Raw genomic sequence first — 13,951 nt, forward strand, 5'->3', positions numbered from 1 at the left:
ATCACCCGCGTGCCGACCGGCAGACCGGTCACCTCCGGGCCGGCCTCGATCACCACACCGGCGCCCTCGCCACCCGGCGGCCGGTGGTCGCCGGGCAGCATACCCAGCACCGACAGGACGTCGTGGAAGTTCACTCCGGCCGCGCGGACCGCGATGCGGACCTCACCGGGTTCCAACGGCCGTTCGGCGTCCGGCGCGGGGACGGCCCGCACCTTGTCCAGGTCACCGCCCTCAGCCCACTCCAGCCGCCACGCCTCCGGACCGCTCGGCAGTTCCAGGCCGGCGGGCACAGGGCGCAGTCGTGGCCCCAGTACGGCGCCGGCCCGCAGGGCCAGTTCCTTTTCGCCCGTGGCCAGGGCGGCGCTGACGATCTCGGCGGATTCGGGACGGCCGTCGTCGTCGAGCAACGCCAGGCCCGCGTCGGGGTGCTCGGCCATCGCCGAGCGGACCAGGCCCCAGACCCCGGACCCCGTCAAACCGGCAACGGTGTCGCCCGCCGCAGCCGCGACCGCGTCACGGGTACGGACCACCAGCCGCGACCCGGCCGGGTAACCGGCCCCCAACCACGCCTGCACCAGCGCCAAAGCCGCGGACACATCAGCCGGCTCGGCCGACGCGAGCACCGGCTCGTCCGCCGCGTCGGGCAGATCCAGCTCCGGGCCCACCCGCACCCAGGCCTGCTCCGAAGCCGACCCCGGGCTCAACGGCGCCCATTCCAGCGACAGCAGCCCCGCGCCCGTGCCGGACCCGCTGAGCCGGCCGGGATCGGCCGGACGGGAAACCATCGCCGCCGCCGACACCACCGGCTGACCCTCACCGTCGGCGGCCAGCAGGGAGAACGCGTCCGAGCCGGCCGGGCTCAGCCGCACCCGCAACGCCGACGCACCGGTCGCGTGCAACCGCACATCGCGCCACGCGAACGGCAACCGCACCTCGTGACTGTCCTCCGCGGCCACGATCATCGCGTGCAGGGCGGAGTCCAGCAGTGCCGGATGGATCCCGAAGCCGTCCTGAACATCGCCCGCGGCGGCGGGCAGTTCCACTTCGGCGTACAGGTCCTCGCCGAGCCGCCAGGCCGCCTGAAGGCCCCGGAACGCGGGCCCGTACTCATACCCGCGACCCGCCATGGCCTCGTAGACATCGCCGACCGGGAGAGCCTGTGCCCCGGCCGGGGGCCACTGGCCGTCCAGGCCTTCCACCGTTCCGGCGGGATCGGCCAGGGTCGCGGTCGCGTGCCGGGTCCACTGCTCCCCGGTACGGGAGAACACGGCAACCTGACCGCCCTCGACCGACACCTGCACATCGACCGGGCCGCTGCCTTCGAGCACCAACGGCTGCTCGAAGGTGATTTCCCCGATGGCGGGCAATCCGGCCCGATCCCCGGCGTACAGCACCAGCTCCGCCAGCGCCGCGCCGGGTACCAGCACCGTCCCCGAGACCGCGTGGTCGGCCAGCCACGGACTGGTACCGGCCGATACCCGTCCCGCCAGCACCCAGCCGGCGTCCTCGGCCAGCTCAACCGCCAACTGCAACAGCGGGTGACCCGCGCCGCCCCGGCCCGTCCCGCCACCGGACGCCCAGTAACGACGGTGCTGGAACGGATACGTCGGCAGCGCCACCTGACGGCCGGCCGGGATCAGCCGGGTCCAGTCCACGGCGGCCCCGTGGGTCCACGCCTCGGCCAGAGACGTCAGCAGGCGCCGCTGGCCGCCGTCGTCGCGGCGCAGCGACCCGACCACCCAGCCATCTTCGATCCCCGGCACCAGCACCGGATGCGGGGACACCTCCACAAAACCGGCCACCGGCATCGACGCCACGGTCTGCGCGAACCGCACCTGCTCCCGCAGGTTCCGCCACCAATACGCGGCATCCAAGCCCGCGGTATCCACCACCGTGCCGGTCACCGCCGAATAGAACGGCACCCGCCCCGGCCGCGGCGACACCCGCACGGCCAGCAACCGCTCCCGCACCTGCTCCACCAGCGGGTGATGGCTCGCGTAATCCACATCAACCCGACGGGTCCGGATCCCCGCCGCCTCACACCGCGCCGCCAACGCGTCCAGCGCTTCCGGCACCCCGGAAACCACCACCTGCTCGGCCGCGTTGACCGCCGCGATCCCCAACCCGTCGGCCAGCATGCCCTCGACGACCTCCGGGGCCGCCGAGACCGACAGCATGCCGCCCGTGCCCGCCAGCGCCACCAGCGCCCGGCCGCGGGCGATCACCAGGCCGAGGGCGTCCTCCAGCGAGAGGGCCCCGGCGAAGCACGCGGCGGCGAGCTCACCCTGGGAATGGCCCACCACTGCTGACGGGACGACCCCCGCCGCTTCCCATACGCGGGCGAGGCCGACCATCATCACGAACAACGCGGGCTGAACCACCTCCACCCGCTCCAGGCCGACCCCGGACACCAGCGCGTCGCGCAGCGGGAAGTCCACCAGCTGCTCGCACTCGGCCACGAACTCGGCGAACACCGGAGAACAGGCCAGCAGCTCGCGGCCCATCCCCAGCCACTGCGAACCCTGACCCGGGAACACGAAAGCCACGTCACCGCTGTCGGGCTCGACTCCGGCCAGGTCCTTGCCCGGCTCGACCCGGGTCAGAGCCTCGTCCAGCTCCGCACGGTCAGCGCCCAGGACCACCGTCCGGTACTCCAGACCCGCTCGCGACCGGACCAGCGACACCGCCACATCCGCGATGTCGGCCCCGGCCGGGACGTCCGACGCCAGCCGGCCCGCCAGCGCCCGGAGCGCCGGGGCCGACTTGGCCGACAGCACCCACGGCACCGCCTCGCCCGCCACCACCGGCCGGGCCGGCCCGGGAACCGGTTCCTGGGCCGGCTCGGCGGGGGCTTCTTCCAGGATCACATGGGCATTGGTGCCGCTGATACCGAACGACGACACGCCTGCCCGCCGCGGACGCCCGTCGGACTCCCACGGACGTGTTTCGGTGAGCAGCCGCACCAGACCCGCCGACCAGTCCACATGCGGCGACGGCTCATCGGCGTGCAGCGTCGCCGGGAGCGTCCCGTGCCGCATCGCCTCGACCATCTTGATCACACCGGCCATGCCCGATGCCGCCGCGGTGTGCCCGATGTTGGACTTCACCGCTCCCAGCCACAGGGGCCGGTCCTCCGGCCGGTTCTGCCCGTAGGTGGCCAGCAGCGCCTGGGCCTCGATCGGGTCGCCGAGCGCGGTCCCGGTCCCGTGTCCCTCGACCGCGTCCACGTCCGCCGTCGACAACCCCGCGCTGGCCAGCGCCGCCCGGATCACGCCCTCCTGCGACGGTCCGTTCGGTGCCGACAGGCCGTTGGACGCGCCGTCCTGGTTCACCGCGCTGCCGCGCAGCACCGCCAGCACCGGATGCCCGAGCCGCTGCGCCTCCGACAGCCGCTCCAGCAGCACCACGCCGACGCCTTCGCCCCAGCCCGTACCGTCGGCGGCGGCCGAGAACGGCTTGCACCGGCCGTCGAAGGCCAGCCCGCCCTGCGCCGCGAATTCCCCGAACACTCCCGGCGTCGCCAGTACCGTTACCCCGCCGACCAGCGCGAGGGAGCATTCGCCGTTGCGCAGTGCCTGCGCGGCCAGGTGCATCGCCACCAGCGACGACGAACACGCCGTATCGACCGACACCGCCGGGCCCTCCAGGCCCAGCACGTACGACACCCGGCCCGACGCCACACTCGGTGCGTTGCCCGTCAGTCCGAATCCGCCGGCGCCTTCGTCGGGCAGCCGGGAGGCGTAGTTCTGGAAGGACAGGCCGGCGAACATCCCAGTGTCGGAGCCGCGCAACTCCGAGGGGTCCAGGCCCGCGCGTTCCAGCGCCTCCCAGGACACTTCGAGCAGCAGCCGCTGCTGCGGGTCCATCGCCACCGCCTCACGCGGCGAGATCCCGAAGAACTCCGCATCGAAGTCCGCCGCACCGGACAGGAAACCGCCCACCCGCGCATACCCGGCAGGCTCGGTCTCCCAGCCGCGGTCCGTCGGGAAGTCGGTCATCGCGTCCACGCCGTCCGCGGCCACCCGCCACAGGTCTTCCGGCGAGGCGACTCCGCCGGGATAGCGGCACGCCATCGACACGACCGCGACCGGCTCCCCGGCCGCGCTGCTCAGCTGCTCGTTCTCCCACTTGAGGCGCTGGTTCTGCTTGAGGGCAGCCCGGAGTGCTTCGAGGAGTTTCTCATTGCCGGCGCTGTCAGTCATTCGTTCTCCTCCAGTGCCATGCGAATCAGGTCGTCGGAGCTCAGCTCGTCGATCTGGGACGCCGATGGCGCACCACCGTGGCCGTTTCCGCTGCCATTGCCATTGGTTTTGCCGTTGCCGTTGGTATTGCCGTCGCCGTTGGTCGGCGTGTCGGCCAGTTCGAGAAGGACGTCCAGCAGTCCGACGTCGCGTAGACGGGACATGGGGATCGCGCGGATGACTTCTTCGATGCGCGCTTCCTCGGGGTCCTTCGGCGCGCCGATCGCCATATGCAGCAGGTGCTCGGCGAGCACCCGGGACGTCGGGTAGTCGAAGACCAGCGTGGCCGGGAGTGTCAGCCCGGTCACGCCGGCCAGCCGGTTGCGCAACTCGACCGCGGTCACCGAGTCGAAGCCGAAGTCCCGGAACGCCTGATCGGCGCGGACACTCGCAGCCTGGTCATAGCCGAGAACCACCGCGGCGTGTTCGCGCACCAGATTGAGCAGGAAACGCGACCGCTCGGTCTCGCCCAGGCCTGCGAGGCGACGGGCGAAGGTGTCGGCTCCCCGCGTCCCCGCAGCGGCCCGTCGGGGCGCCCGTACGAGGTCACCGAGCACCGAGGGCAGCGCAAATCCCGCGGTGGCGGTAGCCCGGGCCGCATCCACGTCCAGGCCGGCCGCCACCACCGGCGAGGCGCCGGCCAGCGCGGAGTCGAACAGCCGCAGCGCCTGCTCGGTACTCAGCGCCACACCGCCGCCGCGGGCCAGCCGGGCCTGGTCGGCCTGAGTCAGCGTTCCGGTCAGCGCGCTGCGCTGTTCCCACAGCCCCCAGGCGATGGAGACGCCGGGCAGTCCCTGGGACTGCCGAAGGGCGGCCAGGGCGTCCAGGTAGGTGTTGGCCGCGGCGTAGCCGGCCTGTCCCGGACCGCCGAGTAGCCCGGCGAGCGACGAGAAGAGCACGAACATCCGCAGGTCAAGGTGGACAGTGGCCTCGTGCAGGTGCCGGGCGGCGTCCGCCTTGGCCGCCAGCACCCGTTCCAGCGGCGGCCCGGTCAGTGAGGTCACGGACATGTCCTCGGTGATGCCGGCGGCGTGCACCACCCCGGTCAGGCCGGGGATGTCCGCCACCAGCGCGTCCACCGCGGTACGACCGGACAGGTCCGCGGCGACGATCCGCACGCGGGCCCCGGCCGCTTCCAGCTCGGCAGCGAGTTCACCGGCGCCGGGCGCGTCCGGACCTGACCGGCTCGCCAACACCAGATCCCGGATCCCGTACGCGTCCACCAGATGCCGGGCGACCAGACCGCCCAACGTCCCGGTCCCGCCGGTGATCAGCACCACGCCTTCGGGGCCGACCACCGGGACCGCGTCGTCGCCGGAAACGGCCCGGCGCAGCCGGGGCACCAGCACCGACCCATCACGCAGCGCCAGCTCCCTCTCACCGGTCGCCAGGGCGGCGGAAACCATCGCCTCGGACTCGGGACGGCCGTCGTCGTCCAGCAGCACCAGGCCCGCGTCGGGGTGCTCGGCCATCGCCGAACGGACCAAGCCCCAAACGCCCGCCACGGCCAGCCCCGCGACCGCGTCACCCGCAACCGCGGCAACCGCGTCACGCGTACGGATCGCCAGCCGCGACCCCGCCGGATGCTCATCGGCCAGCCACGCCTGCACCAAGGCCAACGCCGTCGGCACATCGGCGAGTTCGGCCGAGGCGAAGAGTGGCCCGTCCGTTCCCGTGGGCGGGTCCAGGTCCGGGCCGACCGGGACCCAGACTTGTTCTTGTTCCGGCGCCGATCCGAGGCTGAACGGGGCCCATTCCAACGTCAGCAGGCCTGGACCCGTACCGGTCGTGAGCCGAGTGGTGTCAGTCGGGCGGGCCATCATCGACGCGGCCGACACAACCGGTTGGCCCTCGCCGTCGGCGGCGAGCAGGGAGACCGCGCCCGGGCCGGCCGGGCTCAACCGCACCCGCAGCGCCGACGCCCCGGTCGCGTGCAGCCGTACGTCCCGCCAGGCGAACGGCAACCCGATTCCGTCACCGTCCTCCGTGGCGGCGATCAGGATGTGCAGGGCGGCGTCCAGCAGGGCCGGATGGATCGCGAACCCGTCCTGAGTGTCACCGGCGGGCAGTTCCACTTCGGCGTACAGATCCTCGCCGAGCCGCCAGGCGGCCCGCAGGCCACGGAACGTCGGGCCGTACTCGTAGCCGCGCGCCGCCATGACCTCGTAAGCGTCGCTGACGGGCAGCGGCTGCGCGCCGGCCGGGGGCCACTGCCCTTCGAGGCCTTCCACCGTCCCGGCTGGATCGGCCAGGGTCGCGGTGGCGTGCCGGATCCACTGGTCACCCGTCCGGGAGAACACGCTCGCCTGTTCCCCGTCGACCCGTACCTGGACATCGGCCGCATCGTCCAGCACCAACGGCTGCTCGAACGTGATCTCCCCGATCGCCGGCAATCCCGCCCGGTCACCGGCATGCAGGACCAGCTCCGCCAGCGCCGCACCGGGTACCAGCACCGTCCCCGACACCGCGTGATCGGCCAACCACGGGCTCGTCCCCGTCGACACCCGCCCCGACAACACCCAACCCGCGTCCTCGGCCAGCCGCACCGCACTGCCCAGCAACGGATGCCCCGCACCACCCCCACCCGTCGCGCCACCGGACGCCCAATAACGGCGGTGCTGGAAGGGATACGTCGGCAAGGTGACCGGCTTGCCCCCGGTGATGAGGCGGGTCCAGTCCACCGCCGCGCCGTGAGTCCACGCCTCGGCCAGAGACATCAGCAGACGCCGCTGCCCACCATCGTCACGACGCAGCGAACCAACCGCCCAACGACCCTCAATACCCGGCACCAGCACCGGATGCGGGGACACCTCCACAAACCCCGCCACCGGCATCGACGCCACGGTCTGCGCGAACCGCACCTGCTCCCGCAGATTCCGCCACCAATACACGGCATCCAGACCCGCGGTATCCACCACCGTGCCGGTCACCGCCGAATAGAACGGCACCCGACCCGGACGCGGCGACACCCGCACCCCCAACAACCGCTCCCGCACCGACTCCACCAACGGGTTATGACTCGCATAATCCACATCAACCCGACGAGCCCGGATCCCCGCCACCTCACACCGCACCGCCAACGCGTCCAACGGCTCCGGCGCACCCGAGACCACCACCTGCCCAGGCGCATTGACCGCCGCGATCCCCAACCCATCGGCCAACATGCCCTCGACCACCTCGGGAGCCGCCGCAACCGACAACATCCCCCCCGTGCCCGCCAACGCCACCAGCGCCCGACCCCGAGCGATCACCAGGCCGAGAGCGTCCTCCAACGACAGAGCCCCCGCAAAACACGCCGCAGCCACCTCACCCTGCGAATGGCCCACCACCGCCGACGGGACCACCCCCGCCGCCTCCCACACCTTGGCCAAGCCGACCATCATCACGAACAACGCCGGCTGAACAACCTCCACCCGCTCCAACCCCGCCCCCGAGACCAGCGCCTCCCGCAGCGGAAAGTCCACCAGCCGCTCGCACTCAGCCACGAACTCCGCGAACACCGACGAGCCCGCCAGCAACTCGCGGCCCATCCCCAGCCACTGCGAACCCTGACCCGGGAACACAAAAGCCACATCGCCACCCGACACCGACGGCACACCCGGCTCGACCCGCACCAAAGCCGCGTCCAACTCCGCACGGTCAACACCCACAACCACCGCCCGGTACTCCAGCCCAGCCCGGCCACCAGCCAAAGACACCGCCACATCCGCGATGTCAGCCCCGGCCGGGACATCCGAGGACAGCCGCCCCGCCAACGCCGCCAACCCCGCACCCGACCGGGCCGACAAGACCCACGGCACCACTCCGCCCGTCACCACCGGCCGGCCGGACGTGGGTCGCGCGGGAACCGGCTCCGGGGCCGCTTCGAGGATCACGTGAGCGTTGGTGCCGCTGATACCGAACGACGAGACGCCTGCCCGCCTCGGACGCCCGTCGGACTCCCAGGCTCGTGGTTCGGTCAGCAGGCGCACATCCCCGGCCGTCCAGTCCACGTGCGGCGACGGCTCGTCGGCGTACAGCGTCGGTGGCAGCATTCCATGCCGGAGTGCCTCGACCATCTTGATCACACCGGCCACTCCAGCCGCGGCCTGAGCGTGCCCGATGTTCGACTTGACCGACCCGAGCCACAACGGCTGGTCCTCGGGCCGATTCTGCCCGTAGGTCGCCAGCAGGGCCTGCGCCTCGATCGGATCCCCGAGCGTCGTCCCGGTCCCGTGCCCCTCGACCGCGTCCACATCACCCGGGGCCAGCCGGGCATCGGCCAGCGCCCGGCGGATGACACGTTCCTGGGACGGACCGTTCGGCGCCGACAGGCCGTTGGACGCGCCGTCCTGGTTCACCGCGCTGCCTCGCAGCACCGCCAGCACCGGATGCCCGAGCCGTCGCGCTTCGGACAGCCGCTCCAGTACCACCATGCCAACGCCCTCGGACAACGCCGTGCCGTCCGCCGTACCCGAGAAAGCCTTGACCCGCCCGTCGGCCGCCAGACCGCCCTGCAACGCGAACTCCGAGATCGTCGTCGGGGTGGCCATGACGGTGACCCCGCCGGCCAGCGCCAACGAACATTCGCCGTTGCGCAGCGCCTGCGCGGCCAGGTGCATCGCCACCAGCGACGACGAACACGCCGTGTCCACCGTCACCGCCGGACCTTCCAGGCCGAAGGCGAACGCCACCCGGCCGGACACGACGCTCGACGCGTTACCGGTGAGCCGGAAACTGCCCCCGTCGGCCTCGGAGAGCCGCCACGCGTAGTCCTGCAAGGACAGCCCGGCGAAGACGCCGGTGTCGGAGCCGCGCATGCGCGAAGGGTCGAAGCCCGCACGTTCCAGGGCTTCCCAGGACACCTCGAGCAGCAGCCGCTGCTGTGGGTCCATCGCCACCGCCTCACGCGGCGAGATCCCGAAGAACTCCGCATCGAAGTCCGCCGCACCGGACAGGAAACCGCCCACCCGCGCATACCCGGCGGGCTCCGTTTCCCAGCCGCGGTCGGCCGGGAAGTCGCCCATCGCGTCCGTGCCGCCGACCACGAGCTGCCACAGTTCCTCCGGCGAGGCGACCCCGCCCGGGAACCGGCAGGCCATCGACACCACCGCGACCGGCTCCCCCGCCGAACGCGCCGGCACCACTTCTCCGGCGGTCCCTTCCACGCCGAGTGCCTGCCGCAGCAGGTACTCGGCCAGAGCCTGCGGCGTCGGATAGTCGAAGACCAGCGTGGCCGGCAGCGTCAGCCCGGCCGCCGCGGCCAGCCGGTTCCGCAGTTCCACCGCGGTCAGCGAGTCGAAACCGAGATTACGGAACGCCTGACCGGGCTCGATGCCGCCCGCGTCGCCGTGGCCGAGGACCACCGCGGCGTGCTCGCGCACCAGGTCCAGCAGGACGCGGGACCGCTCGCCCTCGCCCAGCCCGGCCAGGCGACGGGCCAGCTCGCCGCCGCCGGTGCCGGCCGCGGCCGTCCGCCGCGGCGCGCGGCCGAAGCCCAGGAGCACCGCCGGCATCGTCTGTCCGGCGGCGATCGCGCCGCGGACCGCGGCCACGTCCAAGCCGGTGGCGACCACGGGCGGGCCGCCCCCCAGCGCCTGGTCGAACAAGCTCAGCGCCTGCTCGATCGGCAGCAGCGTGCCTCCGACGCGGGCCAGCCTGGCCAGGTCGGCGTCGGTGACGCCGGCGCCGATCGTGCTGCGTTGCTCCCAGAAGCCCCAGGCGATCGAGACGGTGGGCAGGCCCTGAGCCTGCCGGTGCGCGGCCAGGGCGTCCAGGTAGGTGTTGGCCGCCGTGTAGTTGCCCTGCCCGGCACCGCCGAGCAGGCCCGACAGCGACGAGAAGAGCACGAACATCCGCAGGTTCCGGTCGGCCGTCGCCTCGTGCAGGTGCCGGGCCGAGACCGCCTTGGACGCCAGTACCCGGTCCAGCGACGGCTCGGTCAGCGCGGTCACCGGGGCGTCCTCGACCACTCCTGCCGCATGGACCACGGCGGTCAGGTCGGGGAGGTCCGCGACGAGCGCGTCAACCACGGCGCGGTCGGCCAGGTCGGCCGCGACGATCCGTACGCGGGCCCCGGCCCCCTCGAGGTCGGCGACCAGTTCGTCGGCGCCGGGCGCCTCCCGCCCCGACCGGCTGACGAGCACCAAGTCCCGGACCTCGTGCCGGACGGCCAGGTGCCGGGCGACCAGACCGCCCAGCGTCCCGGTCCCGCCGGTCACCAGCACGGTGCCGTCCGGGCCGAGTACGGGGGCCGGCTCATCGCTGGAGGCCGCCCGGCGCAGCCGGGGCACCAGCAGCTTCCCGTCGCGCAGCGCCAGCTCCCTCTCCCCGGTCGCCAGGGCGGCGGAAACCATCGCCTCGGACTCGGGACGGCCGTCGTCGTCCAGCAGCACCAGGCCCGCGTCGGGGTGCTCGGCCATCGCCGAACGGACCAGACCCCAAACGCCCGCCACGGCCAGGCCCGCGACCGCGTCACCCTCAACCGCGGCAACCGCGTCACGCGTACGGATCGCCAGCCGCGACCCCGCCGGATGCTCATCGGCCAGCCACGCCTGCACCAAGGCCAACGCCGCCGGCACATCGACGGGCTCCGCCAAGGCACACAGCGGCCCGTCCGTTCCCGCGGGCAGGTCCGGGCCCACGCGTACCCACTCCCGCACCGCCGATCCGGTCGGCATGCGCATCGGCGCCCATGCGAGGGCGAGCAGGCCCGCGCCCGCGCTCAGAGCTGGTGCCAGGCGGCTCGCCTCGGCCGGCCGTGAGATCATCGCGCCGACCGATACCACCGGCTGGCCTTCGCCGTCGGCGGCGAGCAGGCTGACCGCGCCCGGCCCGGCCGGGCTCAACCGCACCCGCAGCGCCGACGCCCCGGTCGCGTGCAGCCGCACATCGCGCCACGCGAACGGCAAGCCGATCTCGTCGCCTTCCCCGGCCGCCGTGAGCAGAACGTGCAGGGCGGCGTCCAGCAGCGCGGGGTGGATCCCGAACCCGTCCTGGCCTTCGCCGGCGGCGGGCAGTTCCACCTCGGCGTACAAGTCCTCGCCGAGCCGCCACGCCGCTCGCAGACCGCGGAACGCCGGGCCGTACTCGTAGCCGCGCGCCGCCATGACCTCGTAAGCGTCAATGACGGGAAGGGCCTGCGCGCCGATCGGGGGCCACGGCCCTTCGAGGCCTTCCACCATTCCGGCGGGGTCGGCCAGGGTCGCGGTGGCGTGCCGGATCCACTGCTCCCCGGTGCGGGAGAACACGCTCGCCCGGCTGTCTTCGACTCGCACCTGGACATCCACCACGCCGTCCAGCACCAACGGCTGCTCGAACGTGATCTCTCCGATCGCCGGCAGGTCGGCCCGATCCCCGGCGTGCAACACCAGCTCGGCCAACGCCGCGCCGGGTGCCAGCACCGTGCCCGCCACCACGTGATCGGCCAACCACGGGCTTGTCCCGGCCGACAGCCGTCCCGACCACACCCAGCCGGTGTCCTCGGCCAGCCGCACCGCGGACTCCAGCAGCGGGTGGCCTGCCCCGCTCCGGCCGGTCCCGCCACCGGACGCCCAATAACGGCGGTGCTGGAAGGGATACGTCGGCAAGGTGATCGGACTGCCCTGGGGAACCAGGCGGGTCCAGTCCACCGCCGCGCCATGAGTCCACGCCTCAGCCAGAGACATCAGCAGACGCCGCTGCCCACCATCGTCACGACGCAGCGAACCAACCGCCCAACGCCCCTCAATACCCGGCACCAGCACCGGATGCGGGGACACCTCCACAAACCCCGCCACCGGCATCGACGCCACGGTCTGCGCGAACCGCACCTGCTCCCGCAGATTCCGCCACCAATACACGGCATCCAGACCCGCGGTATCCACCACCGTGCCGGTCACCGCCGAATAGAACGGCACCCGACCCGGACGCGGCGACACCCGCACCCCCAACAACCGCTCCCGCACCGACTCCACCAACGGGTTATGACTCGCATAATCCACATCAACCCGACGGGTCCGGATCCCCGCCACCTCACACCGCACCGCCAACGCGTCCAACGGCTCCGGCGCACCCGAGACCACCACCTGCCCAGGCGCATTGACCGCCGCGATCCCCAACCCATCGGCCAACATGCCCTCGACCACATCGGGAGCCGCCGCAACCGACAACATCCCCCCCGTGCCCGCCAACGCCACCAGCGCCCGACCCCGAGCGATCACCAGGCCGAGAGCGTCCTCCAACGACAGAGCCCCCGCAAAACACGCCGCAGCCACCTCACCCTGCGAATGGCCCACCACCGCCGACGGGACCACCCCCGCCGCCTCCCATACGCGAGCGAGACCGACCATCATCACGAACAACGCCGGCTGGACCACTTCCACCCGCTCCAGCCCCGTTCCCGAGACCAGCGCCTCCCGCAGCGGAAAGTCCACCAGCCGCTCGCACTCGGCCACGAACTCCGCGAACACCGACGAGCCCGCCAGCAACTCGCGGCCCATCCCCAGCCACTGCGAACCCTGACCCGGGAACACAAAAGCCACATCGCCACCCGACACCGACGGCACACCCGGCTCGACCCGCACCAAAGCCGCGTCCAACTCCGCACGGTCAACACCCACAACCACCGCCCGGTACTCCAGCCCAGCCCGGCCACCAGCCAAAGACACCGCCACATCCGCGATGTCGGCCCCGGCCGGGACATCCGAGGACAGCCGCCCCGCCAACGCCGCCAACCCCGCACCCGACCGGGCCGACAGCACCCACGGCACCACACCGCCCGTCACCACCGGTGCCACGTCCGAGACTTGCTCCGGGAGTGGATCCGGGGCCTGCTCGAGGATCACGTGCGCGTTGGTCCCGCTGAGCCCGAACGCGGACACCCCCGCCCGCCGCGGACGCCCGTCGGGCTCCCACGGACGCGCCTCGGTCAGCAGCCGTACGTCGCCGGCTGTCCAGTCCACATGGTGCGACGGCTCACCGGCGTGCAGCGTCGCCGGGAGCATCCCGTGCCGCATCGCCTCGACCATCTTGATCACACCGGCGACACCGGCCGCCGCCTGAGTGTGGCCGATGTTGGACTTCACCGACCCCAGCCACAACGGCCGGTCCTCTGGCCGGTCCTGCCCATAGGTCGCCAGCAACGCCTGCGCCTCGATCGGATCCCCGAGGGTGGTCCCGGTCCCGTGCGCTTCCGCCGCGTCCACTTCCGCGGCGGACAACCCCGCGCCGGCCAGCGCGGCCCGGATCACCCTCTGCTGCGAGGGACCGTTGGGGGCCGACAGGCCGTTGGACGCCCCGTCCTGGTTCACCGCACTGCCCCGCAACACCGCCAGCACCGGATGCCCGAGCCGCCGCGCCTCCGACAAACGCTCCAGCACCACCACCCCGACGCCCTCGCCCCAGCCGGTGCCGTCCGCCTGGTCCGAGAACGGCTTGCACCGGCCATCGGAAGCCAGCCCGCCCTGCAAGGCGAACTCCGCGAACGCCGCCGGGGTGGCCATCACCGCCACGCCGCCCGCCAGGGCAAGTGAGCATTCGCCGTTGCGCAGCGCCTGCGCGGCCAGGTGCATCGCCACCAGCGACGACGAACACGCCGTGTCGATCGTGACCGCCGGGCCTTCCAGGCCCAGCGCGTAGGACACCCGGCCCGACGCCACGCTCGTCGAGTAGCCCGTCAGCCGGAAACCGCTGCCGTCGCCATCGGGCAGTTGCGAGCCGTAGCCCTGGTAGTACAGGCCGGCGAAGACGCC

At 72.7% G+C, this 13,951-nt stretch carries 1 protein-coding gene and 1 pseudogene (both only partly in view); both read right to left on the reverse strand.

What is annotated here, in order from left to right:
- A pseudogene (locus ACMTAK_RS05005) lies at window positions 1-4,202 on the reverse strand (SDR family NAD(P)-dependent oxidoreductase); its annotated part reaches 25,231 nt to the left of the window's first position; the annotation flags it as partial.
- Window positions 4,199-13,951: the final stretch of an SDR family NAD(P)-dependent oxidoreductase gene (locus ACMTAK_RS05010; protein ID WP_413805008.1), read on the reverse strand. 11,076 nt of this gene lie beyond the right edge of the window; only the last 9,753 of its 20,829 coding nucleotides appear in the window; the start codon falls outside the window, past its right edge; its stop codon occupies window positions 4,199-4,201. The gene ACMTAK_RS05010 and the pseudogene ACMTAK_RS05005, both read right to left, overlap by 4 nt.

This window comes from Streptomyces lacaronensis (assembly GCF_047337785.1).
Lineage (GTDB): Bacteria > Actinomycetota > Actinomycetes > Streptomycetales > Streptomycetaceae > Streptomyces > Streptomyces lycopersici.